25 protein-coding genes are annotated in these 24,089 nt (G+C 69.2%); 4 read left to right on the top strand and 21 right to left on the bottom strand.

All coding sequences use genetic code 11. The features are described from left to right. Nucleotides 1–3: 3 nt before the first annotated feature. The 3 genes from AC1PK7_RS02960 to AC1PK7_RS02950 all read right to left on the bottom strand — a co-directional run bounded on the left by AC1PK7_RS02960 (nt 4) and on the right by AC1PK7_RS02950 (nt 4,210). Nucleotides 4–2,505, bottom strand: coding sequence for a TonB-dependent receptor (locus AC1PK7_RS02960; protein WP_481099820.1), 2,502 nt, complete (start codon nt 2,503–2,505; stop codon nt 4–6). Between the two features lie 114 nt (nt 2,506–2,619). Next, nucleotides 2,620–3,702 carry a FecR family protein gene (locus AC1PK7_RS02955; RefSeq protein ID WP_420008831.1) on the bottom strand — a complete coding sequence of 361 codons (1,083 nt, stop codon included), beginning with the start codon at nt 3,700–3,702 and terminating at the stop codon, nt 2,620–2,622. Next, the gene (locus AC1PK7_RS02950) at nt 3,695–4,210 is read right to left on the bottom strand and encodes an RNA polymerase sigma factor (protein WP_010342400.1); all 516 of its coding nucleotides are present in this window, start codon (nt 4,208–4,210) and stop codon (nt 3,695–3,697) included. The genes AC1PK7_RS02955 and AC1PK7_RS02950 overlap by 8 nt, the downstream gene beginning before the upstream one ends. A gap of 353 nt (nt 4,211–4,563) precedes the next feature. Between AC1PK7_RS02950 and AC1PK7_RS02945 the strand changes: the two genes are divergently transcribed. Beyond that, nucleotides 4,564–5,634 (top strand): pirin family protein, encoded by a 1,071-nt coding sequence (locus AC1PK7_RS02945; protein ID WP_481099819.1) that lies wholly within the window; start codon nt 4,564–4,566, stop codon nt 5,632–5,634. A 196-nt stretch (nt 5,635–5,830) separates the two neighbouring features. Here the strand turns inward: AC1PK7_RS02945 and AC1PK7_RS02940 are convergent, their stop codons facing one another. The 8 genes from AC1PK7_RS02940 to AC1PK7_RS02905 all read right to left on the bottom strand — a co-directional run bounded on the left by AC1PK7_RS02940 (nt 5,831) and on the right by AC1PK7_RS02905 (nt 10,610). Next, nucleotides 5,831–6,433 (bottom strand): DUF305 domain-containing protein, encoded by a 603-nt coding sequence (locus AC1PK7_RS02940; RefSeq protein ID WP_481099818.1) that lies wholly within the window; start codon nt 6,431–6,433, stop codon nt 5,831–5,833. Nucleotides 6,434–6,664: 231 nt separating this feature from the next. After that, complete coding sequence (locus tag AC1PK7_RS02935; RefSeq protein WP_267097823.1) at nt 6,665–6,880, bottom strand: hypothetical protein; 216 nt, start codon at nt 6,878–6,880, stop codon at nt 6,665–6,667. Nucleotides 6,881–6,883: 3 nt separating this feature from the next. Further along, nucleotides 6,884–7,444, bottom strand: coding sequence for a peroxiredoxin family protein (locus AC1PK7_RS02930; RefSeq protein WP_481100831.1), 561 nt, complete (start codon nt 7,442–7,444; stop codon nt 6,884–6,886). 408 nt (nt 7,445–7,852) lie between these two features. Beyond that, entirely contained in the window at nt 7,853–8,191 is a 339-nt protein-coding gene (locus tag AC1PK7_RS02925; protein ID WP_481099817.1) for an immunity protein Imm33 domain-containing protein, read from the bottom strand. Continuing rightward, nucleotides 8,136–8,528, bottom strand: coding sequence for a hypothetical protein (locus AC1PK7_RS02920; RefSeq protein ID WP_481100962.1), 393 nt, complete (start codon nt 8,526–8,528; stop codon nt 8,136–8,138). The genes AC1PK7_RS02925 and AC1PK7_RS02920 overlap by 56 nt, the downstream gene beginning before the upstream one ends. A gap of 48 nt (nt 8,529–8,576) precedes the next feature. After that, nucleotides 8,577–8,897: a hypothetical protein gene (locus tag AC1PK7_RS02915; RefSeq protein ID WP_481099816.1), complete on the bottom strand. Its 321-nt coding sequence runs from the start codon at nt 8,895–8,897 to the stop codon at nt 8,577–8,579. Between the two features lie 371 nt (nt 8,898–9,268). Further along, nucleotides 9,269–9,700 carry a hypothetical protein gene (locus AC1PK7_RS02910; protein WP_481099815.1) on the bottom strand — a complete coding sequence of 144 codons (432 nt, stop codon included), beginning with the start codon at nt 9,698–9,700 and terminating at the stop codon, nt 9,269–9,271. Nucleotides 9,701–9,857: 157 nt separating this feature from the next. Next, complete coding sequence (locus AC1PK7_RS02905) at nt 9,858–10,610, bottom strand: IclR family transcriptional regulator (protein WP_152180516.1); 753 nt, start codon at nt 10,608–10,610, stop codon at nt 9,858–9,860. 211 nt (nt 10,611–10,821) lie between these two features. Here AC1PK7_RS02905 and fucP point away from each other — a divergent pair, with 211 nt between their 5' ends. Next, a complete protein-coding gene (gene fucP, locus AC1PK7_RS02900; protein ID WP_481099814.1) occupies nt 10,822–12,129 on the top strand; it encodes an L-fucose:H+ symporter permease in 1,308 nt (435 codons plus the stop codon). Nucleotides 12,130–12,132: 3 nt separating this feature from the next. Then, on the top strand, nt 12,133–12,507 hold the full coding sequence (locus AC1PK7_RS02895; protein ID WP_481099813.1) for an L-rhamnose mutarotase: 375 nt from the start codon (nt 12,133–12,135) through the stop codon (nt 12,505–12,507). Between the two features lie 127 nt (nt 12,508–12,634). Here AC1PK7_RS02895 and AC1PK7_RS02890 read toward each other — a convergent pair whose 3' ends face one another. From AC1PK7_RS02890 to AC1PK7_RS02860, 7 genes are all read right to left on the bottom strand, one after another. Continuing rightward, complete coding sequence (locus tag AC1PK7_RS02890; protein WP_481099812.1) at nt 12,635–13,954, bottom strand: L-fuconate dehydratase; 1,320 nt, start codon at nt 13,952–13,954, stop codon at nt 12,635–12,637. 260 nt (nt 13,955–14,214) lie between these two features. Continuing rightward, the gene (locus tag AC1PK7_RS02885; protein ID WP_010342410.1) at nt 14,215–15,072 is read right to left on the bottom strand and encodes a fumarylacetoacetate hydrolase family protein; all 858 of its coding nucleotides are present in this window, start codon (nt 15,070–15,072) and stop codon (nt 14,215–14,217) included. A 33-nt stretch (nt 15,073–15,105) separates the two neighbouring features. Further along, nucleotides 15,106–15,852, bottom strand: a complete 747-nt coding sequence (locus AC1PK7_RS02880; protein ID WP_481099811.1) for an SDR family oxidoreductase — start codon at nt 15,850–15,852, stop codon at nt 15,106–15,108. 31 nt (nt 15,853–15,883) lie between these two features. After that, nucleotides 15,884–16,765 carry an amidohydrolase family protein gene (locus AC1PK7_RS02875; protein WP_481099810.1) on the bottom strand — a complete coding sequence of 294 codons (882 nt, stop codon included), beginning with the start codon at nt 16,763–16,765 and terminating at the stop codon, nt 15,884–15,886. Next, on the bottom strand, nt 16,762–17,796 hold the full coding sequence (locus AC1PK7_RS02870; protein ID WP_481099809.1) for an aldo/keto reductase: 1,035 nt from the start codon (nt 17,794–17,796) through the stop codon (nt 16,762–16,764). The genes AC1PK7_RS02875 and AC1PK7_RS02870 overlap by 4 nt, the downstream gene beginning before the upstream one ends. A 409-nt stretch (nt 17,797–18,205) precedes the next feature. After that, nucleotides 18,206–18,664, bottom strand: a complete 459-nt coding sequence (locus AC1PK7_RS02865; RefSeq protein WP_481099808.1) for a hypothetical protein — start codon at nt 18,662–18,664, stop codon at nt 18,206–18,208. Then, nucleotides 18,661–19,368, bottom strand: coding sequence for an HAD-IA family hydrolase (locus tag AC1PK7_RS02860; protein WP_481099807.1), 708 nt, complete (start codon nt 19,366–19,368; stop codon nt 18,661–18,663). Before AC1PK7_RS02860 ends, AC1PK7_RS02865 begins: the two co-directional genes overlap by 4 nt. A gap of 166 nt (nt 19,369–19,534) precedes the next feature. Here AC1PK7_RS02860 and AC1PK7_RS02855 point away from each other — a divergent pair, with 166 nt between their 5' ends. After that, entirely contained in the window at nt 19,535–19,753 is a 219-nt protein-coding gene (locus AC1PK7_RS02855; protein ID WP_010342416.1) for a hypothetical protein, read from the top strand. Between the two features lie 111 nt (nt 19,754–19,864). Here the strand turns inward: AC1PK7_RS02855 and glpK are convergent, their stop codons facing one another. From glpK to glpD, 3 genes are all read right to left on the bottom strand, one after another. After that, entirely contained in the window at nt 19,865–21,364 is a 1,500-nt protein-coding gene (glpK, locus tag AC1PK7_RS02850) for a glycerol kinase GlpK (protein ID WP_481099806.1), read from the bottom strand. 103 nt (nt 21,365–21,467) lie between these two features. Next, entirely contained in the window at nt 21,468–22,289 is an 822-nt protein-coding gene (locus AC1PK7_RS02845; RefSeq protein ID WP_017916383.1) for an MIP/aquaporin family protein, read from the bottom strand. A 160-nt stretch (nt 22,290–22,449) separates the two neighbouring features. Then, nucleotides 22,450–23,964 carry a glycerol-3-phosphate dehydrogenase gene (gene glpD, locus AC1PK7_RS02840; protein WP_481099805.1) on the bottom strand — a complete coding sequence of 505 codons (1,515 nt, stop codon included), beginning with the start codon at nt 23,962–23,964 and terminating at the stop codon, nt 22,450–22,452. Nucleotides 23,965–24,089 lie beyond the last annotated feature (125 nt).

Here is a 24,089-nt window from a genome sequence, read left to right as displayed (position 1 = left end):
GCCTCAGAACTTCAGCGACAGGTCGAGGAACACGCCGCGCCCGGCCAGGCCGAAGTACAGCGGCTGGTTGTCGGAAGAGCGGGCGCCGGCGTAGCCGATCAGCGCATGCCGGTTCAGCAGGTTGTTGACGTCCATGCTGATCGAGTAGCCCTTCAGGCCGTACGGCCCGTGGGTGCTGCGGTAGCCTAGCGCCGCATCCAGGCTGGCGTAGCCGCCCAGGCGCTGGTCGTTGCCGAACACGGTGGCGCCGTTGGCCGCGGTGGTGTTGTCCACGCCGTACTGCGCGCCCACCACCTTCTCCATCAGCGAACCGAAATAGCCGGTGCCGCTGTTGTACAGCAGGCCCAGGGCGGCGGTCACCCGCGGCGTGCCGGCGACCTGGGTGCTGCTGTGCTTGTAGGTGGCGTCGTTGTAGCTGGCATTGGCGTACAGGCTCAGGATCGGCGTCAGCGCGTAGGTGGCCTCGGCCTCGGCGCCGCGGTACACCGCACCGCCGCCGTTGACGAAGGCGCTCTCGGTGCCGCTGTCGGTATTGATCAGGGTCTGGCTGATGTAGTTGCTGAAGTCGATGTAGTAGACGTCGGCGCCGAAGGTCAGGCCGCGCGCGGCGTAGCTGGTGCCGAGCTGGTAATTGCTGGTCAGCTCCGGGCGCAGTCCACGGGCGCCATTGAGTTCGATCACGTCGATCGGCGGCGCCAGGAAGCCGCGCGCGGCCTGCACGTAGCCGCTCCAGTGCTCGTTGAAGCTCTGGTGCAGGCTCAGCGACGGCAGCGTGGCGTCGTAGCTGGCCTCGCTGTGCGCCGGCGCCGGCGGCGTGCTCTTGTTGAGTTCGGCATCGAGCTGGCGCTGCACCCGCGCGTAGCGCAGGCCCGGGCTGAGGGTCAGGCTGTCGCTGAGCTTCCAGTCGTACTGCAGATACGGCTGCAGGGTGTCGGTACGGTCGTGCAGGTTGTAGTTGTACAGCGGGCCGTACTTGGTGCCGCTGGCCGCGCCGGTGGTCATGTCCACCGGCAACTGCTGGCGCTCGTCCAGGTTGCGCTCCACCCACACGCCGGTCTGCAACTGGCCCGGTCCCAGGTCGCGGGCCAGCCGCAGCACATCGCCGAAGGCGCGGAAGTCGTTGTCCGAGAGCTTGCCCGGCACGTCCTTGGCGGCCTTGGACAGCTTCTTGCCGGTCGCACCGTAGAAGGTCACGCCGTTGTCGGCAGCGCTCTCGCTGGTGGGGATGCTGGTCTTGGAAGCGGTGTGGTCGAAGCTGTTGTAGTAGACCTTGTTGTCCAGGTCCCACTCGCCCAGGCGCGTGCTCAGGCCCAGATAGGTGAAGCTGGAATAGTAGGCGGCGGCGTTGTAGCCGGTGTAGTTCTGCAGGGTCGGATCGTTGCCCAGGCCGTAGCGCCAGCCATGCTGCGCGATCTGCGCGCGGGTGGCGCCCTGCACGGTGTTCTGGTGTTCCTGGTTGTAGCTGCTGACGAAGGTCAGCGTGGTCGCCTCGCCCAGGTCGGTGACGGTCTTGAGGAAGGCGTGCTCGCGGCGGTCGTCGGTACCCTTGAGGTAGGTATCGCTGGCTTCCTTGGAGAGGTCGGCGAACAGGCGCGTGTTGCCGATGTGCTCGTCGGCGCTGACGCCGCCGGCCCAGGTGTTCCAGCTGCCACCGGTGCCGTAGACGGTGACCCCGTCGACCTCGCTGGGATTGCGCGTGCGCAGCGCCAGGGTGCCACCGAAGGTGGCGTTGCCGATGGTGGCGCCACCGCCGGGGCCGCGGTCGATCTCGGCCTGGCCGAGCACATGGTTGTTGAAGTAGGCCGAGGTGGTGTGGTGCAGGTCGCTGGCATCGCCGAACGGGATGCCGTCGAAGGTGATGTTGAACTGGCCGTCCTGGAAGCCGCGGATGCTGATGCCTTCGTTCTTGCCCAAGCCGGGGCCTTCCGGCGAGGTGGTGACCACGCTGGGCGCGTACTTGATGATGTCGTCGTAGTTGGAATTCAGGCGCAGGCCGTCGCGGATGAAGCGTTCGTCGATCACCGAGGTCGGCTGGCTCGCCTCCAGCGGCGCGGCGCTGGGCGCCAGCGTGTCGACGCTGTTGGCGGTGACGTTGATCGGCGCCAGTTCGCGCGGGCCGTCGTGTTCGCCGTCGGCCTCGGCGTGCGCCGGGGCGGCGCTGCGTGGCGCCCGCGGCGCGGCGGCCGGCGCGGTAGCAACGCTGCTGCGCACGATGGCGACCGAGCCGGGCGTCAGCATGCGGTAGTCCAGGCCGGTGCCGGCGAGCAAGGCATGCAGCTGCTGCGGCGGCGCCAGGCCTGCCGGGGCCCCGCTGCTGCGCAGGCCTTCGGCCAGCGCCGGGTCGTACATCAGTTGCAGCCCGCTGCTGCGCGCGAACTGGTCCAGTGCCTGCGCCAGCGGCATGGGCGCGATGGCTTGGGCCGTGGCGGCGGGCGCCGACCAGGCCGGCAGCGAAGACGTATAGCCCAACAGCAGGGCGATGGAGACGACGAGAGGCTTGCGCATGACGATCACACCGGAGGGGAGGAAGGGCGGCCCCGCGCGTGCTGCGCGATGGCCATGTTTCCTAGGAGTGACCCGGTGCGCCGTGCGGCTACCGTCGATTGCGTGAATTTTTTCTTACAGCGGCGCCGGTGCGTGGCGGATGGTCACCGCGTGCGCATCGCGCTGCACCTGCACGTCCGGCAGGCTGCCGAGATAGGCGACGAAGGCCTCCGGATCGCGCAGGTGGAACACGCCGCTGACCCGCCGCGCCGCCAGCGCCGGGTCGGCGATGCGCAGCGGCTGCGTGGTGTAGGCATTGAACAGGCGCGCCACCTCGCCCAGGCTGCGATCGTGCACGCCGACCTGCGCCGGCAGCCAGGCAGTGGCATCGGCGATGTCGGCATGGTCGCGCCGCGCCAGCACGCGGCCCTGCGCATCAACCCGCGCCTGCTGGCCGCCGCCCAGGTCGGCCAGCGTCGTCCCCTCCGACGGCAGGTCGCCGCGGTGCCACCACGCCGGGGTATCGCGCGACACCTGCACCCGCCCCTGCAGCACGGTGACGCGGGCGCCGCCGGCCTGCGGGTCGACCCCGAACACCGTGCCGACGTCGCGCAGCACCAGCGTACCGACACTGACCCGCAGCGGCCGCGCCGGATCATGGCCGAGATCGAACACCGCCTTGCCGCGCAGCAGGGCGATGTCGCGGCGCTGCGTGCCGTAGCGCACCGCGATCGCGCCACCACGGTCCAGTTGCACCACGCTGCCGTCGTCCAGGGCGACACTGCGCGGCGCATCCGCCGGCGCTGCGTACACCGTCGCTTGCACCATCTCCGGCGCGCTCAGGCGCAGCGCCACGCCCGCGGCGGCCAGCGCGAGCACGGCGGCGGCCGCCAGCGGCCAGCGCCGGTGCCGTGGCAGGGCGCGACGCGGGTTGGGCACCGACGTCGGCGTGTCCACATCCGGGCGCAACGGCACCACCACTGCCCCGCTGCGCAAGGCATGCGCGCGCAGCTGCGCACTGCTGGCTTGCTGCGCCTGCGCCGCGGACGGCAGGTCGCCGTGCATCCGCGCGATGTCGAAATAGGCGGCCACGTGCGCCGGCGAGTGCCGCAGCCAGGCCAGGAACTCGGCCTGCCGCGCCGGCGGCAGCGCGGTCTCGCGCTGCGCAAGGTACCAGTCCGCGGCCGCCTCGGCGACGCGCTGCGCATCCTCACGCATAGCGCGCCATGCCCTGCCGGCACACCGCCAGGCCCTTGATGATGTATTTCTTGACCATGTGGCTGGAGATCTGCAGTTGCTCGGCGATCTCCTGGTAGCCCAGTTCGTCGCGGTAGCGCAGCGTCATCGCCGCGCGGCACTTCGGCGGCAGCCGCGCCATCAGTTCGGCCAGGCGCTGCCGGCGTTGCGCGCGATGCACCTGCGCATCGGCTTCGCAGGGCACCGCCAGCCGCTCCAGCACATCGTCCAGGCAGGTGTCGCGCTGGCTGTTGCGCTGGTGCAGCAGCGCGTGCTCGCGCATCAGGTTGGCGGCGATGGTGAACAGGTAGGCTTCGGGGTTGGCGATCTCCGGCGCGTGCGCCTCGCTGCGCTGCAGCCGCAGCCACACTTCCTGCAGCAGGTCGTCGGTATCCCAGGCCGCGGCGCGGCGCTTGCGGAAATAGCGGCTCAGCGACGGCCGCCATTGCAGGAACAGCCGCGACAACGCCGGCAGGGGTTCGGAACGCACCAGCCACTCGCAGTGCCGGCGCCATCGGCGGCCGGCGATTCGGAAAGGCTGCGATGCTGGTCCTCGGCGATGACAGTCCGATGACGCACGGGTCCTGCGGGCGCAGCGGAGCGGTTGCGCCCCGGCAAGCATTCAGTTGAGCGCTGCCTGCCGGGTTCGCGCGATCGGGGCATGCAATGCAGCCGGTCACCGCGCCTGCGTCATCTCCATGCGAGCGGCCGCCGCGCATCCCAGTGTTTCCCGTGCGGGACAGGATGTCCTTCGGGCCGACCTTCCGCTCCATCGGCGTCGCCCCATATCGTGAAGGTTGCCGCGTCCAATTCTTGGGCGGCGTTCGCATGAAGGATCTCCCCATGACCGACCCCATCGTCCAGATCAAGCCGCTTGGCTTCCCTTGGGACACGATCGACCCGTTCCTGTTCTGCGTCTACCACGACGATGCCTACCCCGCCGGCAACGGCGCGATGGGGCCGGCGGCGTCCCTGCATGGCCGCGCCATCGGCCAGGACTTCAGCCGCAAGGACGGCTGGAGCATGTATCACGGCGAGGAGATTCCCGGCTTTCCCGGTCATCCGCACCGCGGCTTCGAGACCGTGACCATCGTGCGCAAGGGCCTGATCGACCATGCCGACTCGCTCGGTGCGGCGGCGCGCTTCGGCGCCGGCGACGTGCAATGGGTGACGGCCGGCGCGGGCATCGTCCATTCGGAGATGTTTCCGTTGCTGGACACGGCGGCGCCCAACCCGCTGGAGCTGTTCCAGATCTGGCTCAACCTGCCGGCGCGCAACAAGCTCGCCGCGCCGCACTTCACCATGTTCTGGTCGGAAGACCTGCCGCGCTTCACGGCCACCGACGACGCCGGCCGCACCACCGAGGTGACCTGCGTGGCCGGCCGCATCGGCCCGGTCGACGCCGCGCCCGGCAGCGCCGGCGGCCCGCTTGCGCCGCCACCGGATTCGTGGGCCGCGCAGGACGATGCCGATGTGGCCATCTGGACGATCCGCATGGCACCCGGCGCACGCTGGACCCTGCCCGCCGCACAAGGCCGCGGCACGCGCCGCAGCCTGTACTTCTTCAAGGGCGCAGCGGTGACGGTGGGCGGGCGCCCGGTGACCCGCCACGCGGCGATCGAGTTGCGCGCCGATCAGGCGGTCGAGTTGGTCAATGGCGACGGCGAGGCGAGCGAGTTCCTGGTGCTGCAAGGCCGACCGATCGCCGAACCGGTGGCCCAACACGGTCCGTTCGTGATGAACACCCAGGCCGAGATCGCCCAGGCCATGGCCGACTATCGCCGCACCCAGTTCGGCGGCTGGCCATGGCGGGACGAGGCGCCGGTGCACGGCAGCGACCCGACCCGCTTCGCGCGCCACCCGGATGGACGCGAGGAGCGGCCGGCGTCGCGCGCGGTCGCCGCCGACGGCTAGGGCGTGTCACCGCTTCGAGAGGACGCCGCGTTCCCAGCCTCGTAGACACCGATTCTGCGAGTCGCTTCGCGCCGTACCCTCCCCCCAACCCCCGCTCCGCCCCCGGCCCGCGCTCGCGGCGCGGGCGCTCCAGGGTGCGCGCGCCAGTGGCGCGCAGGCCGCACCCTGTCGCCCCAACGGGAGAGGGGCTATGTGCTCAGTAGCGCGCCGAGGCCAGCGCCTGCGCGCGCTCCAGTTGCTCGGCGATGCGCTTGCGCGCCTGCTGCAGTTCCTGGCGGGTGGCGTCTTCCTTGGCCGCCGGCACCAGTTCGGCATCGATCACCGACAGCGCATCGGAGTACTGCCGCACCACCGCCGCCGCGTAGGCGTTCATGTAGGCGGAGTTGTCCTTCTCGTCGCCCAGCGCCTGCAACTGCGCGCGGCCCTTGGCCACCTGCGCGTCGATCTTCTCCGCATCGCCGGGGCCGCCCTTGCCGGCGGTGGCCGGGTCCGCGTCGTGATGCACGGCGATGGTCTCGCGGGCGAAGTCGGCCACGGTCTTGCTGACGTTGCGCGACAGCGCCTGCTTCGACAGCGCCACCACGTTGCCCTCCAGCACCTGCAGCATCGCCTTGGCCGAGGCGTCGCCGCCGATCGGTGCGTGCCCGCTTTCGCCACCCACCGGCGCGGCGGTGGGCTCCGGCGAGGTGGCCGGTGCGGTGCGCGAGGCCTGGTCGCCGGGCTTGCCGCAGCCGCTCAATGCCACGGCGATCAGCGCGGCAAGCAGGGACAGGCGGGCGGGATGAAGAGGTGAGGTCATGAAGCGCTCCTGGTTGGTCTGCGCTCCACCATGCCCAGTACCCGCGCAAACCCGCGTGAATCGCGGCGGCTGGCGGCGACGCGGGGGCGCGATCGCGTACCAGACGTGCCTTGCAGCTTGGCCGCGGTAATGCCGGAATCGCACTGCGGCATACGCTCACTGCGAGCGGTGATCGCCGCCATCGTATCCCCGTTCCCGGAGCCGGCCTGGCGCGGCCGGCTCCGGCACTGCTCAGCCGCAGCAGTAGCAGACCAACGGCTGTCCGGGTCCGCCCGGCCCCAACTCGCCGCCGAACGGCGCGCACTCCTGCTGGCAGGCCCAGGCGCTGCAGGCCGCCTCCTTCTCGATGCCGTCGCCGGCGGTCGCCTGTACGGCGCCGAAGCCCATGCTGGCCAGGAACACGGCCGCAAGCATCCCGTTGCGTAACGCTGTCCAACGCTGTTTCATGGCTTACTCCTCGATGGTTGCCAAGGCCGGTGGCGCCTCCGTGCTGCGCACTGCGGCCATCAGGTCCTGCATCCGCTCCGTGGTCTCGAAAACGCCGACGCGCGCATAGCGCACGCGTCCCTCGCGGTCCAGCGCAAGCAGCGTCGGCACGTTGCGCGCGCGGAACAGCATCACCGCGCGGCGATCGGTCAACGTAGTCACCGGAAACGTAAAACCGTGCTCGGCGGCGTAGCGCTGCGCCTGCGCGGGACTGCACTGGCACACACCCAGCACCTGCACGCGCGGCTGCTGCGCGGCCAGCCGCTGCGCCGCCTGCACGATCTGCGGCGCCGAGCGCTTGCAGTACGGGCAGGTGGTGGTGAAGAAGAACAGGACCTGGCGCTCGGCGGACGGCACACCGAGCGTCAATGGCGTGCCATCGACCGCAGCGACATCGATGCGCGGCACATACATGCCCGGATACGGCTCGGTGGTGCGAGTGACGAACCAGCGCCGTTCCTCGCGCAGACCGCGGTTCTGCCAGGCCAGCACCAGCACCAGCGCGCAGGCCGCCAGCAACGCCAACCAACTCCAGGGAAACCGCCGTGCCATGCCGTGTGCCTGTGTCGCCGTGTCCTGTGCAGGCTGCGCAGCCTTGGTGCGATGGTCAACGCTTTGCGCGCATGCGCAGCGACTGCGTGACCAGGCTGGGGAGCGAGTCACGTGGACCGTGGGCGCGCATTCCAGCGGTGTGGCGCATATGTGGGCATGCAGCGCAGGCGCAGGCATTCGCTGACCTTGCTGAGTACTCGCCGCGCACGGCGCGAGAACAGCGGTACGAGGGATGCATCGCATGGTCGACGCACGGGTGGCGTTACATCGGTCGAGATTTCTCTGGAGCGCTGCGCTTCCTAAGACAGGCCAGGCGGTCGAACGTTTGAACTGAGCCGAGGCACCAAGCTGCACGGATTGAATGCGCTGTTAGGCCTTATGCTAAACAGCTAAAAGTGCTGGGTCATACCAGACGTCCACGTGCCCAGGAGCTAGAAGCACTCGCCAGCCCGGCCCCAGAGCCAGGTAAGGAACGATCGACGGGACGTGCGCTACCAGATGATGGACGTGAAGCGGCTGAAAGAAATCAGGGTGATCGGATAACTCTCCGCCCCAGACATACCAGCCGCACGTACCGTTCTCGCGGTGATGCCGCAGAGCATTGAGTGGAACTTGCGAGAGAGTAGACAGCGCGACGCCCACGCGCTCGACCTCACCGGGAGGATCAAAGAGCGAGTGGAACTTCTTGCAAATCTCTGTCTGTAACGGGATCTGACTCATGCAGCCTAAAGTTCCAATTAAGCGGTGCGAGGTACGCGCATCCACTTTGAACGAATTGCCAGACATTGTGCGCCTGGTGCCAGCGCCTAGCCAATGCGAATGCTCGATGGCGAACACTTTGCGAGAAAGGCCCCTTGACCATGGCGTCAAGCACCTGGGCTATTTCACTGTCGATTAGCGCCCCCTCTTCCAGCCAGCCGATAGCGAGCCCGGCCCAGTAATCAGAAGGCCAGATTGCACTCAAGCCAGCAAGAACGACATCTCGCGGTGGTGCGAGAGTCGCTTCATACGCAGCAAACGGGGTCTCAAGATATAGAACGAGCTTGCGTTGATCCATTTTTATGTCTAAAGCAGCTCGTGTCACCGGGGCCTTTTGGAAGAACTGTTAGGCGCCATTGCTGCCAGCGCCGCTGATGACCAAGGATACCTTCGTACCCAAAGGAACGTCTTGCTTTGAAATACCTGTCGGCAACGCGAGTGGGGTGGACAAGATGGCAGGCCGTGATCGGCCACCAAAATTAAGCATTTCAAAGCCCGCCACTTCCGTGTTGATACGTTTGCCGTCGGGGGTGGATAGGACGATCGGCGAACCGATATGGACGACCGGCATGCCCGGTACGTCTGGAATGCCGGGAACCAACACAAGTCCGAGTCGCCCGGAAAGCTGGAACACATCGTCAACGGTGAAGAGCAAGACCTCGGACATGATGCCCACCTAATTTAGCCCTCAAACAAGCGATCGATAATCGCGACTTGTACGATCGGATTGAACTCCTCGCACATAGTGTTGAGTCCGACATCGAGACGCTCACTCGATTTGGAGATACGGAACTCTTTGAATGGTTTGGCTATGGCGCCAGGAATTGATAGAGCATGGACCGCACCCCACCACCGTCACCGAGCGTTGAGCATGCCACGGATCGCGATCGCGCGGACTATCCCGCTCGCTTCTCGTACATGCCATCAGGGCATCCCCAGCGTCGGAATCGCCAAGCGCGCGATGTCTAAGCCACCGCCGCGCTGATCTGCACCGCGGCATCGCATCGGTCTTCGACCCGCAGCGGCTTGCCACGACGCTCAGGATGCGTCTGGTTCGCCGAACGCACGCCGGCAGGCCTTGCGATCGAACTGCAGGGCGGCACGCATGCGCTGCTCGGTGAGGGGGCGCACGACCCAGCTCACCTCCAGTTCGCCACCACGCGACATCACTGTGGGAATCGCCAGGAACCAGCTTGCGACGGGGCCGGAGCAGTACCAGAACGCATCGCCTTGATTGACGACGGGGCTATCCGGCAAGAGCAAAAAATTCTCTTTCGTGCGGATGAACTGCTGCGCCTTCTTCACCACCTGCAGGTCCGCGCCGCGCAGGACGACGCCATCGCTGCTGAAGGACAGCTGGCGAAAGGACTCCGTCAGCAGGAGGTCCATGCGGCGCCTGTTGTACCGGTAAAGGCAGACCACCACCAGCGCCACTGTCGCAGCGAACAAATAGAAGAGCGCGTTCGCCATCACTCGCCCTCGGTCAGCCGACCATCACGACCGCTGCGCAGCGAGACCTGCGTTCGCCGGGCGCGCGGGCCGTCGTCCGCACGCGACACGGGGCGCGAACGCATGCACTGCGGGAAGAGACGCGCCACGGCACACCGGCAGAGGGTGGTCACCGCACCTACGCCAACGCCGCACTGATCTGCGCCGCGGCATCGCACACCGCGCGCATCGCCGCCTGCGCGTCGATCGGTTGCGGGCGGCGTTCGATGAAGGGCACGGTCAGGGTGTAGCGGGCGATGCCGTGCTGCAGGATCGGCGCGGTGAGGTCGATCACCCCGACCACCGCTTCGCTGGGGTGGATGCTGTAGCCCAGCGCGTGCACTTCCTGTGCCGCGGCCAGGAATGCGGCGCGGTCGTACGCCACCTCGCTGGCGTCCAGGCGCTGCAGCAATTGCGCCTGCGCATCGGCCGGCTGGAACGCGAACAGCACCAGGCCCGAGGTGGAGTGCGCGAACGGGCGGCGGTGGCCGGGGCGCACCACCAGCCCCAGGTCGCTGGGCACGTCCATCTGCGCGATGACCACGATCTGATCGTCCGACGGTGCCACCAGGTGGCAGGGCTGGCGGATCGCGTCGGCCAGCGCGCGCATCACCGGCAGCGCCACTTCGGTGACGTTCTGCACCCGCGGTTGCTGCATGCCGAGCATGAACAGGCGGTTGGTCAGTGTGTAGCCGCCCTCGCCCGCGGTGCGGGTCAGGTAGCCGCGCTCTTCCAGCACCTGCAGCATGCGGAAGATCTCGCCGCGCGAGCGGCCGATGCCCTGCGAGATCTCGCCCATGCTCATCGGCCGCCCGTCGCGCGCCAGCAGCTCCAGGATGTCCAGCCCCTTGTCCAGGGCGGGCGCGCGGTACTTGGGCAAGGGGGTGGTCATTCCGTCGAGGGCCCGGCAGCAGGTGAAGAGGACTAGGGTACAGGGACGCCGCACCGGCTCGCACCGCCTGCGGCCAGCAGCGCACAGGTCGAGACCGCACCGCCATCCACATATGAACTCAAATTTTATATTTGCATGGCACTCGCCGGCGCAGTACGCTCCGCCGACAATCCGAACGCGACGCGGCACACCTTGGGAGGGGTAGGCGGCAATGCACTACAGCAGCGAATCCGCCACACCTGCGTCCGCCAGTCTCACCCGGACCGCGCTTGCGCCGTTGGTCCTGATCGTCAGCCTGTTCTTCCTCTGGGGCATGGCGAACAACCTCAACGACATCCTGATCAAGCAGTTCAAGAAGGCCTTCGAGCTGACCGACCTGCAGGCCGGGCTGGTGCAGAGCGCGTTCTACCTGGGCTACTTCGTGTTCGCGATCCCGGCGGCGATGTTCATGCGCCGCTACAGCTACAAGGCCGCAGTGGTGCTGGGCCTGCTGCTGTACGCGGTCGGCGCCTTCCTGTTCTACCCCGCCGCGCAGGTGCACACCTACTGGCTGTTCCTGCTGGCGCTGTTCGTCATCGCCAGCGGCCTGGCGTTCCTGGAAACCACCGCAAACCCGCTGGTCACCGTGCTCGGCCCGGCCGAGGGCGCGGCGCGGCGGCTGAACCTGGCGCAGGCGTTCAATCCGCTGGGTTCGATCACCGGCATCCTGGTCGGCCAGCACTTCATCCTCTCCGGCGTGGAGCACACGCCGCAGGAACTGGCGGCGATGGCGCCGGCCGCACGCGAGGCCTTCTTCGCCACCGAGTCGCTGGCGGTGCAGACCCCGTATCTGATCATCGGCGCGGTGGTGCTGCTGTGGGCGCTGCTGATCGGGCTGACCCGCTTCCCGGCCACCCGCGCCGATGGCGCCGGCGCGCGCGCCGGTGGCTTCGGCCAGCTGCGGCGCAATGGCCGCTTCGTGTTCGCGGTGATCGCGCAGTTCTTCTACGTCGGCGCGCAGGTCGGCATCTGGAGCTACCTGATCCGCTATCTGCAGGACGGCGTGCCCGGCACCCCGGAGAAGACCGCCGCCGATTTCCTCACCCTGTCGCTGGTGCTGTTCATGGCCGGCCGCTTCATCGGCACCGCGCTGCTGCGGTTCCTGACGCCGTCGCTGCTGCTGGGCGTATTCGCCCTGCTCAACCTGCTGCTGTGCGCGGTGGCGGTGGCGCTGCCGGGCTGGATCGGCCTGTATGCGCTGGTCGCCAGCAGTCTGTTCATGTCGGTGATGTTCCCGACCATCTTCGCCCTGGGCCTGGACGGACTGGACGACGATGCGCGCAAGCTGGGTGCGTCGCTGATCGTCATGGCGATCATCGGCGGCGCCGCGCTGACCGCGGTGATGGGCGCGGTGTCCGACCATGCCGGCATCCACTGGGCGCTGGCGGTGCCCGCCGTCGGCTTCGCGGTGATCCTCGGCTTCGCGCTCCACGCGGCGCGCCGCGACGCGGCGTCCCTGCCCTCTGCCCGTGGAGCCTGAGCCATGCCGCGTCATTGCTACCTGCTGGACCTGCACGAGGACCCGGCGCTGATCGCCGAATACGAACGCTGGCACCGTCCCGACACCGTGTGGCCGGAGATCGTCGCCTCGCTGCGTGACGCCGGCATCCGCGAGCTGGACATCCATCGCTGCGGCGATCGCCTGGTGATGCTGATGGAGGTGGACGAGGACTATTCGCCCGCGGCGAAAGCCGCCGCCGACGCCGCCAACCCGCGCGTTCAGGCGTGGGAGGAGTTGATGTGGCGCTTCCAGAAGCCGTTGCCCGGTTCGGCGCCCGGCGAGAAGTGGCGCGAGGCGCTGCAGATCTTTTCGTTACAGGCGGCGCTGGCGGAACTCGAGCGCAAGGGCGCGGGCTGAGGCGATTGTTGGAAGGACTTTCGTCCCGACCGCTGCTGCGGCCGGGTGGGTTGATCGGCTTCAGCCGCGACCGCTTCAACGCCGCCGGTGCGCTTCCGTCAGCGGAAACGCACCTAGGCGGCAAACCTCAGCCGCCCTGCGCCGCCAGATCCGCGCTCCAGAACGGGCCGTCCGGGTACAGGAACTGGCTGACCGAGGCGGCGTGCATCTCGGCCGAGAAGCCCGGCGTGGTCGGCGCCAGATAGCGGCCGTGGACGATCCGCACCGGATCGACGAAGTGCTGGTGCAGGTGGTCGACGAACTCGATCGCGCGGTCTTCCATCTTGCCGGTGATGGCGACGAAATCGGCCATCGCCAGGTGCTGCACCAGTTCGCACAGGCCCACGCCGCCGGCATGCGGGAACACGCGCACGCCGAACTTGGCCGCCAGCAGCAGGATCGCCAGGTTCTCGTTGACGCCGCCCACGCGCGCGGCGTCGATCTGGATCAGGTCCACCGCGCCGGCCTGCAGCAACTGCTTGAACACCACCCGGTTCTGGGTGTGCTCGCCGGTGGACACCGGCACCGGGGCGATGCCGCGGCGGATCGCGGCGTGGCCGAGCACGTCGTCGGGGCTGGTCGGCTCCTCGATCCAGGCGATGTCGAATTCGGCGAGCTGGCGCATCCAGGCGATCGCCGGGCCCACGTCCCAGCGCTGGTTGGCGTCCACCGCCATGGCGATGTCCGGGCCGATCGCCGCGCGCGCCAGGCGGCAACGGCGGATGTCGTCCTCCACGTTGGCGCCGACCTTGAGCTTGATGGTGCGGAAGCCGTCGGCCACCGCGTCCTTGGCCAGGCGCACCAGCTTCTCGTCGGAATAGCCGAGCCAGCCCGGCGAGGTGGTGTAGGCCGGATAGCCCTGTTCCAGCAGCGTCTGGATGCGTTCGGCGCGCAGCGGTTCGGCGGCGCGCAACATAGCCAGCGCCTCGTCCGGAGTCAGCGCGTCGCTGAGGTAGCGGAAGTCGATCGCGGCCACCAGTTGCTCCGGCGACAGCTCGGCGATGAAGCGCCACAGCGGCTTGCCGGCGCGGCGCGCGGCCATGTCCCAGGCGGCGTTGACCACGGCGCCGATGGCCATGTGCATCACGCCCTTCTCCGGGCCCAGCCAGCGCAGCTGCGAGTCGTCGGTGAGGCTGCGCGCGAATCCGCCCAGGTCGCCGATCACCGTCTCCACGTCGCGGCCGACCACGTGATGCGCCAACGCCGCCACCGCCGCGCTCTGCACGTCGTTGCCGCGGCCGATGGTGAAGGCCAGGCCGTAGCCGGCGAGGCCGTCGTCGGCATCGGTGCGCAGGCGCAGATAGGCGGCCGAATAGTCCGGATCCGGATTCATCGCATCGGAACCGTCCAGTTCGCGCGAGGTGGGGAAACGGACGTCGAAGGTCTCGAGCGCGACGATTTTGCTCATGGGGATCCTGGTCGGTGAGGCGGTGAGAAAGTCAAAAAAGCAGTGAATTAGCCCCTCTCCCCCCGGGAGAGGGGTTGGGGTGAGGGTGCGGTCGTGCAGTGATGTCACCGACCCTGCAAACAAAAACGAAGTCAGAGCACGTCACGGTGTCGCGCACGCGCGAGCGAAAGCCACATCCGGATGCATTGCGAGGTGGCTTCGCCCCTACCCTCACCCCAACCCCTCTCCCGGAGGGAGAGGGGCTTTGCATCGCGGCGTGCTTACTGCGCGTCGCGCGGATGCGCGACCACGGCCTGGCGTTGCTCGCCCAGGCCTTCGATGCCCAGCCGCATCACGTCGCCCGGCTTCAGGTACACCTGCGGCTTCTGCCCCAGGCCCACGCCCGGCGGCGTACCGGTGCTGATCACGTCGCCCGGCAGCAGGGTCATGTAACGGCTGATGTGGCTGACCAGCTCGGCCACGCCGAACACCATCGTGCGGGTGCTGCCGTTCTGGTAGCGGTGGCCGTTGACCTCCAGCCACATCGACAGGTTCTGCGGATCCGGTACTTCGTCGGCGGTGACCAGCCACGGGCCGATCGGGCCGAAGCCGTCGCAACTCTTGCCCTTCACCCACTGCCCGCCGTGCTCCAGCTGGAACGCGCGCTCGGACAGGTCGTTGATCACCGCATAGCCGGCGACGTGCGACAGCGCCTCGTCCACCGACACGTCGCGCGCGGTATCGCCGATCACCACGCCCAGCTCCACTTCCCAGTCGGTCTTGAGCGAACCGCGCGGGATCGTCACGGTGTCGTTGGGGCCGCTGATCGCGCTGGTGGCCTTCATGAACAACACCGGCATCTCCGGCACCGCCATGCCCGACTCGGCGGCGTGGTCGGCGTAGTTCAGCCCGACGCAGATGAACTTGCCGACACGGCCCACGGCGGCGCCGTAGCGCACCTCGCCGTCCACCTGCGGCAGCGTGGCCGGATCGAGCGCGCGCAGCCTGGCCAGGCCGGCGGCGGTGAGATGCTCGCCGGCGATGTCGTCGATCACCGCCGAGAGGTCGCGCAGGTGGCCGTCGGCATCGAGCAGGGCCGGGCGTTCGTGGCCGGGTTCGCCGTAACGCAGCAGTTTCATGGGGAAATCCTCTGTCGTAGTGGGAAGGCGCAGTCAGTTCGACCAGCCGCCGTCGATGATGTGGGTCTGGCCGGTGGTGAACGAGGAGTCGTCCGAGGCCAGGTACACCACCAGTTGCGCGATCTCGCGCGGGTCGCCCAGGCGGCCCATCGGCTGGCGGTCGGTGAAGCTCTTCCACACCGCCTGCTCGTCGCCGCCCAGTGCCTTGACCCGCTCGCCCAGCGACGGCGTCTTGATCGTGCCGGGGCAGATCGCGTTGCAGCGGATGCCCTTGGCCACGTAGTCGGCGGCGATGGCCTTGCTCAGGCCGATCACCGCCGCCTTGGTCACGCCGTAGGCGAAGCGGTTGGGCACGCCCTTGATGCTGGACGCCACCGAGGACATGTTGACGATGCTGCCGCGGCCCTGCGCGAGCATGCCCGGCAGCACCGCCTGGCACAGGTAGTACATCGCATCGACGTTGATCGCGAACGAACGCTTCCAGGCCGACGCGTCGCACTCGAGGATGCTGCCCTGGTGCACGTAGCCGGCGCAGTTGAAAAGCACGTCGAAGGTCGGCTGCGCCGCCACCAGCGCCTGGATCGCGGCGGGATCGGTGACGTCCAGCGTCTGCGTGACGATGCCGTCGGACTCGGCGGCCAGCGCCTGCAGCGCGGCGGCATCGATGTCGGTGGCCAGCACCTGCGCGCCTTCGCGCGCGCAGGCCAGTGCGCTCTCGCGGCCGATGCCGGCGCCGGCGGCGGTGATCAGGCAGCGCTTGCCTTGCAGACGGCCGCTCATGCGCGGCTCCCGGAAACGGACGCGAAGGTGGTCATGGGGCGGGACTCCAGGTGGGGGAGGAAGCAATCGGATCGGACAGGCGATAGACGCGCCGCGCATTGCCGGCGAACACCGCCTCCGCGGCGCCGGCGGCATGCTGCGCGACCCAGGCCTGCGCCAGCGCCATCCACGCGGGGTAGTCGGCACGCTGGGTCAGCACCGGCCAGTCGCTGCCCCACAGCAGTCGCTGCGCGCCGAAGCAGGCGAACAGGTGCGCCACGTAGGGCGCCAGCAGCGGAGTGTCGAGGGCGGCATCGGCCGGCAGTTCGGTGAGCAGGCCGGACAGTTTGCACACCACGTTGGGGTGCTGCGCCAGTTGCACCACGCCATCGGCCCAGGCCCGGAAGTCGGCACCGCCGATGGCGGGCTTGGCGGCATGGTCCAGCACCACGCGCAAGTGAGGGTGACGCTGCAGCCGTGCCAGCAGCGCCGGCAGGTGTAGCGGACGCACCAGCGCGTCGAAGGCCAGGCCGTGTTGCAGCAGCGCGTCGAAGGCCGCATCCAGCTGCGGCCGCGCCAGCCACTGCGGATCGGCCAGGTCCTGCACCATCGGCCGCAGCCCCTTGAGCAGGCCGGCGCCGTCGGCGCACAGCGCGGCGATGCGCGCGGCGACGTCGGCGGTGTCGAAATCCACCCAGCCGACCACGCCGACGATGCGCGGCTCGGTCCGCGCCAGCTGCAGCAGATAGCGGGTTTCCGCCTCGCTCTGCGCCGCCTGCACCGCCACCAGCGCGGTCACGCCGTGCGTGTCGAGCGTCGCGGCCAGGTCCTCGGGCAGGTAATCGCGGTACAGCACGCCCAGGTCCGGGGTCAGCCAGGCATAGTCGCCACGCGCCAGGCGCCAGAAATGCACATGGGCGTCGATGATGGTCACGGCGTGGGCGCCGGAGCGCGCAGCAGGTCGTCGTCGCGCAGCTGTTGCCACAGCGCCGCGGGAATCGCCGCGCGCAGGCGCGTAGCGGCGCTGGCCACTTCCGCCGGCGTGCGCATGCCCGCGACCACCGCGCTCACCGCCGGATGGGCCAGTGGGAACTGCAGCGCCGCCGCGCCCACGTCCACGCCGTGCGCCGCACAGGCCGCGAACAGGCGCTGCGCGTGCTGCAGCGTGGCCGGATCCACCGGCGCGTAGTTGTAGGTCTCGCCCGGCCCGCGCGCATCGCTCAGCAGGCCGGAACTGTACGGCCCGGCCACCAGGATGCCGACCTGCCGCTGCAGCGCCTGCGCCATGATCCGCTGCGCGGCGTGCTGTTCGAGCAAGGTGTAGCGGCCGGCCAGCATCACGCAGTCGAGCGGGAACAGCGGCATCAGTTCCACCGCCACGTCTTCCTCGTTGACGCCGATGCCGATCGCCCGGCACGCGCCCTGCGCCTTCAGCGCGGCCATCGTCGGCAGCGCTTCGTCCAGCGCCTGCCGCAGCATGGCCGGATGGCGCTCGCCGTGGGTCAGGCGGCCGATGTCGTGCAGCAGCAACACATCGACGTGATCGGTACCGAGCCGCTGCAGGCTGCTTTCGAACGCACGCAGCACGCCGTCGCGGCTGTAGTCGAATTCGGCGCGGCGCCCGACCACGGCGAAGCCATCGCGCCCGGGCGCGGCCGCGGCATCGTCGTAGACGCAGCGGCCGACCTTGGTCGAGAGCGTGTAGCTGGCGCGCGGCAGCCCGCGCAGGCCCTGCCCCAGGCGTTGCTCGCTCAGTCCGTAGCCGTAGTACGGCGCGGTGTCGAAATGGCGGATGCCGGCGGCATAGGCGTCGGCCACTGCGGCCAGCGCCACTGCATCGTCCACCTCGGCGTATAGATTGCCGATCGGCGCGGCGCCGAAGCCCAGGGTGGACAACTGCACGCCACTGCGGCCCAGCGCGCGCGGCGCCAGGGTGGCGTCGGCGGCGACAGCGCTCAGCGCCATGCGCGCACGCCCGAAACGACGACCACAGCGGATCGCCCACGGACGCGCGAGGGACGGAAGTTGCTGGGGTCACGCATGGCACGCCTCTGCCCGGGGTCGGGCGCGATGAAGGAAGGCCGCAGCATGCACGCCCGGGATGGCGATGGCACGGCGACTGTTCGCATATGAATATAGCAATCACAAGTGAACAATCAACCTGCAGCGCAGCAATTCCGCTCGGCGTCCGGCCGAGCCAGCCGGCGCATGGCGGGGCCGAGGCCCGATGGCACTCGATGCGCCTCTGGATTCCGCGGCGTCGGTCATGGCGCATGCCACCGGGCACGCCGAGGACAAAGGAACGGCGCGAGGACGCGATCGGCAGGTCCCTTCGCGCCGTGCGCGCCTGGCTGCCTCGCTCGGGTCGGTGGACTCAGCGCGCAGCCGGCCGCGTGCCGAAGGCCAGGCGGGTCGCCTTGCGGTCGAACTGCAGCGCCACGCGCATGCGCCCCTCGGTCATCGGCCGCACGATCCAGCGCACCTGCGCCTCGCCGAAGCCCGACGTCACCACCGGAATGGCCAGGAACCAGCTCGGTCCTGGCCCGACGCAGTACCAGAACGCATCGGCGGTCTGCAGCGCGGCACCCGGTGCGATCGAATACACATGGCCGTAGCTGCCCTCGATGGTCTGCTTGGATCGCTTGACCACGGTCAGGTCGCTGCCACGCAACGGCCCGTGCTCACCCGGAAACGCCTGCTCGCGGAACGAAGCCTCCAGCAGGTGCGTCACCTGGTTGCGCCCCATGCGATGCAGCGCGCCGATCGACAGGGCGGCGCTGCCGAGGAAGACGGAAGCGATCACGCCTGCGACCACATAGGGCAGCCACGTCATGCGTCGCTGCCCATGGCTGCGCAGGCGCCGCGCTCGCCTGCCTGCGCCAGATGCGGCTCCGCGCAGACACCGGTACCCAGCACCAGCGCCCGCAGCGCGTCCGGTCGCTGCAGCAACGGCAGCGGCGTGTGCGGCTGCAACGCGGTCGGCAAGGTGTAGCCCCAGGCCACGCCGGCGAAGGCGATGCCGGCCTGGCGCGCGGCCTCGGCATCGCGGATCTCGTCGCCCACGCACAGCGCCCGCGCGGCGGGAACGCCGCAGGCGCGCAGGCTGGCGCGCAGCTTGCGGCGCTTGCCCAGCACCGCCGCGCCGCAGCGCACGTCGCGGAACTGCGCGAGCAGCGCCGGGCCGAGCACGCGCGCGACGTTGGCGTGGCTGTTGGACGTGACCAGGGCCAGCTGCACGCCGGCCTGCGCCAACTGCGCGAGCAGTTCGGCGACCCCGTCGAACAGCGCGATGCGCTCGATCTGCGCGCTCATCAGCGCGCGCATGCGTTGCGCCACCGCCGGCACCCGCCACCAGCGCAGGCCGCTGCGCGCCATCAGCTCGCGGGCACTCAGGCTGCGGATCTCGTCCAGCCGCGCCAGGTCGAAGCGGCGGAAGCCGAATTCGTCGGCGACGCCGTTGATGGTCGCCAGGAACCAGGGAAACGAATCGGCCAGAGTGCCGTCGAAATCGAAGATGACCAGGTCGTAGTGGCGCATGCGGCGCCAGCATGCCGGAGCGTTGGAGTCGGCGCCAGCGACAAGCCTCCCGATCGCGACGGCGAGGTGCGCGGATTGGCCCGCCTTTCATCCACCGTTGCCGTGCGCTTCACCCGCAACCACCGGCCCAGCGCGCACGCTGGACCCTCATCGCACGGAGACGCCCATGCACATGCAATCCCCCAATCCCGGCCAGGATCCGCAGCAGCCACCGAACGAGGTGCCGGGCCAGGTCCCGAACCCGGGCGTCGACCCGACTCCGGATCGCCCGATCGACCCGACCCCCGACCAGCCGATCGATCCGACCATCCCGCCGATCCAGGACCCGGTCGGCGACGTCGACGCCCCGGTGCCGGGTCCGCATGGGCCGACGCAATACGTCTGAATCATCGCCGAGCGGAGAGAATCCGCCGTCGCAGGAGCGGCTTCAGCCGCGACCAGACTTTCCCAGGAACGCCCAGTCGCGGTTGAAACCGCCCTACGTGTTTTGCTCGCCTCAACGAATCCGGAAGCCCATCGTCGCCTCCACCGCCTGCTGCCAACCGGCATACAGCGCCTCACGACGCTCGGCCGGCATGTCCGGCTCGAAGCGGCGGTCCACCGCCCACTGCTGGGCGATTTCCGCACGGTCCTTCCAGAAGCCAGTGGCCAGGCCGGCCAGGTAGGCCGCACCGAGCGCGGTGGTCTCGGCCACCTCCGGGCGCAGCACCGGCACGTCCAGGATGTCGCTCTGGAACTGCGCCATGAAGTCGTTGGCGATGGCGCCGCCGTCGGCGCGCAGTTCCTTGAGTTCGATGCCCGAATCGACCTGCATCGCGGTCAGCACGTCGCGCGTCTGGTACGCCATCGATTCGATCGCGGCGCGGATGAAATGTTCCTTGGTGGTGCCACGGGTCAGGCCGAACACCGCGCCGCGGATGTCGCTGCGCCAGTACGGCGCGCCCAGGCCGACGAAGGCCGGCACGAAGTACACGCCGTCGTTGTCGCCGGCGCGCTCGGCATAGGCCTGCGAATCGCTGGCCTTGCCGAGCATGCGCAGGCCGTCGCGCAGCCACTGCACCACCGAGCCGGCGACGAAGATCGCGCCTTCCAGCGCGTACTCGACCTTGCCGTCCACGCCCCAGGCGATGGTGGTGAGCAGGCCGTTCTTCGACGCCACCGCCTTCTCGCCGGTGTTCATCAGCATGAAACAGCCGGTGCCATAGGTGTTCTTGGCCATGCCCGGCTCGAAACAGGCCTGGCCGAACAGCGCCGCCTGCTGGTCGCCGGCGATGCCGGCGATGGGCACGGCATGGCCATAGAAATACTGGCCCTGGGTGTCGCCGTAGATCTCGCTGGACGAGCGCACCTCCGGCAGCATCGAGGCGGGGATGTCGAGCAGCTGCAGCAGTTCCTCGTCCCAGCGCAACTCATGGATGTTGTACAGCAGCGTGCGCGAGGCGTTGGTGTAGTCGGTGACGTGGACCTTGCCGCCGGTGAGGTTCCAGATCAGCCAGCTGTCGATGGTGCCGAAGGCCAGCTCGCCGCGCTGCGCGCGTTCGCGTGCACCTTCGACGTGGTCGAGGATCCACTTGACCTTGGTGCCGGAAAAGTACGCATCGATCAGCAGGCCGGTCTTGGCCCGCACCAAGTCCTCGTGGCCGTCGGCCTTGAGCTGGTCGCAGATGTCCTTGGTCTGTCGCGACTGCCAGACGATGGCGTTGTAGATCGGCTGGCCGGTGGCGCGGTCCCACACCACCGCGGTCTCGCGCTGGTTGGTGATGCCGATGCCGGCGATCGCGCTGGCGTCCACCTGGTGGTTGTTGAGCAGCTCGGTGATCGTGGTGTAGACGCTGGTCATGATCTCGCGCGGGTTGTGCTCGACCCAGCCCGGCTGCGGGAAGATCTGCGAGAACTCGCGCTGCGCCATGCCGACGATGCGGCCCTGGCGGTCGAACAGGATCGCGCGCGAACTGGTGGTGCCCTGGTCGATGGCCAGGATGAACTGCTTTTCCATCGGAGACTCCTGCGGGATGCACGCCGCGCGCACGGGCGCGGCGCCAACGGGGAAGTAGGGACGCGCGCACGCCGCGCGCGGAAACGAACGCGCTGCCGGCGCGCTAGCCGCGGCGCGCGGCGGCCTGTTCTTCCTCCAGCGCCTTCACCCGTGCCGGCAGGAACGGATAGATCAGCCACTGGTAGGCGGCGCCACCGATCACGCCGCCGATCAGCGGGCCGACGATCGGGATCCACCAGTAATTGTCGGCCGACGGCAGCGCCGAGGAGCCCCAGCCGGCGACGTAGGCGAACAGGCGCGGGCCGAAGTCGCGGGCCGGATTGATCGCCCAGGCTTCCAGATAGCCCATCGACGCGCCGATGGTGGCCACCAGCAGGCCGATGATCAGCGCACCGGAATTGGCGGTGGGCGCGGCCTCGTTGTAGCGCTCGGTGATGGCGAAGATGCCGAAGATCAGGAACGCGGTCAGGATCACCTGGTCGCGCAGCGCGTGCATCGGCGTGATCGCCAGGCCCGGCGCGGTGAAGAACACCCCGGCCGCACCGCCGCCGGCGCGGGTGAGATGCTGGGCCTGGTTGTAGTGGTCGATCACCGGCGCGAACAGCAGGTAGACGATCCACGCACCGAGGAACGCACCGATCACCTGGGCGACCCAGTACGGCAGCACCTTGGGCCAGGGAAAGCCGCGGTATAGCGCCAGCGCCAGGGTCACCGCCGGATTGGCGTGGGTGCCGGACACCGAGCCGGTGACGTAGATGGCGATGGTCACCGCCAGGCCCCAGGCGATGCACACGCCCCAGTAGGCGTGCTGGTACGGGCTGGGGTCGTAGAGCACGTACATGCATGCCACCGAGCAGCCGAAGGCGATGATGATCAACATCGCGATCGCCTCGGAAATCAGTTCGCCCACCAGTTGCCGGCTCATGCCCATGCCTCCCGGCCTGCCGTCGTTGCCGCTGTCGATCCACCCATGCCTGCCACCCTCCACGGTTGCGTCCAGGTTCGTGCGCCGCGGCGGGTGCCGGGCGCAGCGCGATTGTGCACGCGCCGCCGCGGCCCGAACCGGGCCGACGGCAGCGTTTCGATCACGCCGGTGCCGCGGCCAGCGTGGCCGGCGCCTGTTGCAGGTAGGCAACGAGGCGCTGACGTCCGGCGGGGTCCACGCGCAGGCCGAGCTTGCTGCGCCGCCACAGCAAGTCCTCGGCCTCCACCACCCATTCGTGCTCGCGCAGGTAGTCGACCTCGGCCTGGTACAGGTCGGCGCCGAAGTGCTGGCCCAGGTCCTGCAGCGAGGCGGCATCGCCCAGCAGCGTGTCCGCGCGGGTACCGTAGTTGCGCGCCAGCCGCTGCGCGGTGGCCTCGGGCAGCCACGGCCGTGCCGCGTGCAACTCGCGCGCCAGCGTGGCGATGTCGCTGCGCTCGCCGCCGGGCAGCGGCGCACCGTGCGCGGTCCAGGCCGGCGCCTTGCGCCCGGCATGCGCGGTCAACCGGTCCACCGCCTCCTCGGCGAGCTTGCGGTAGGTGGTGAGCTTGCCGCCGAACACGTTGAGCAGGGCCGCACCATCGCGCGTGTCCAGTTCCAGCAGGTAGTCGCGGGTGACCTCGGCGGCGTTGTCCTCCTCGTCGTCGAGCAGCGGGCGCACGCCGCTGTAGCTCCACACCACGTCGTCCGGGGCGATCTGCTTGCGGAAGTAGCGGTTGGCCGCCTCGCACAGGTAGCGCGTCTCCTCGCCGTCGATGCGCGGCGCGGCCGGGTCGGCGCGGTAGTCGACGTCGGTGGTGCCGATCAGGGTGTAGTCCTGCTCGTAGGGAATGGCGAAGACGATGCGCCGGTCCGGCTGCTGGAAGATGTAGGCGTGGTCGTGCTCGAACAGCCGCGGCACCACGATGTGGCTGCCCTTGACCAGGCGCAGCGCGTGGTCGTGGCCGACGTGCGCCACCTCGTCCAGGAACTGCACCGCCCACGGCCCGGCGGCATTGACCAGCGACCGCGCGCGCAGCTCCTCGCGGCGACCGTCTGCATGCTGCAACTGCACCTGCCACAGGCCATCCACGCGGCGCGCGCCGACGCAGCGGGTGCGGGTGAGGATGCGCGCACCGCGCTGGGCGGCGTCCATCGCATTGAGCACCACCAGCCGCGCGTCCTGCACCCAGGCGTCGGAATAGACGAAACCGGTGCGGAACTCCTCGCGCAGCGGCGCGCCCACCGGGTGCGTGCGCAGCGCCAGGCGTCGCGACCCCGGCAGGGTGCGGCGGCCGCGGCCGAGGTGGTCGTACAGGAACAGGCCGGTGCGGATCATCCACGCCGGGCGCAGGTGCGGCTGGTGCGGCAGCAGGAAACGCAGCGGCCAGATGATGTGCGGGGCCAGCCGCAGCAGCACCTCGCGCTCGGCCAGGGCCTTGCCGACCAGGGCGAACTCGTACTGCTCCAGGTAGCGCAGGCCGCCGTGGATCAGCTTGGTGCTGGCGCTGGAGGTATGCGCGGCTAGGTCGTCGCGCTCGCACAGGCACACCGACAATCCGCGGCCCACCGCGTCGCGGGCGATGCCCACGCCGTTGATGCCGCCACCGACCACCAGCACATCGTAGGTCTCACGCATAGCCGACTCCGGAAGTGTCGTGCCCGGACCCGGCAACCGGCCGGGGTCAGGACTGAGGACGAAAAGATCGTAAACGAACATTTCCGAACATATCACGCTGCACTGCAGCGTGGCGTCGACGGCGT

The organism is Xanthomonas sp. NCPPB 3174, assembly GCF_056725205.1.
The sequence above is the reverse complement of the archived record's forward strand: the minus strand, read 5'-3'. Positions and strand labels throughout refer to the sequence as shown.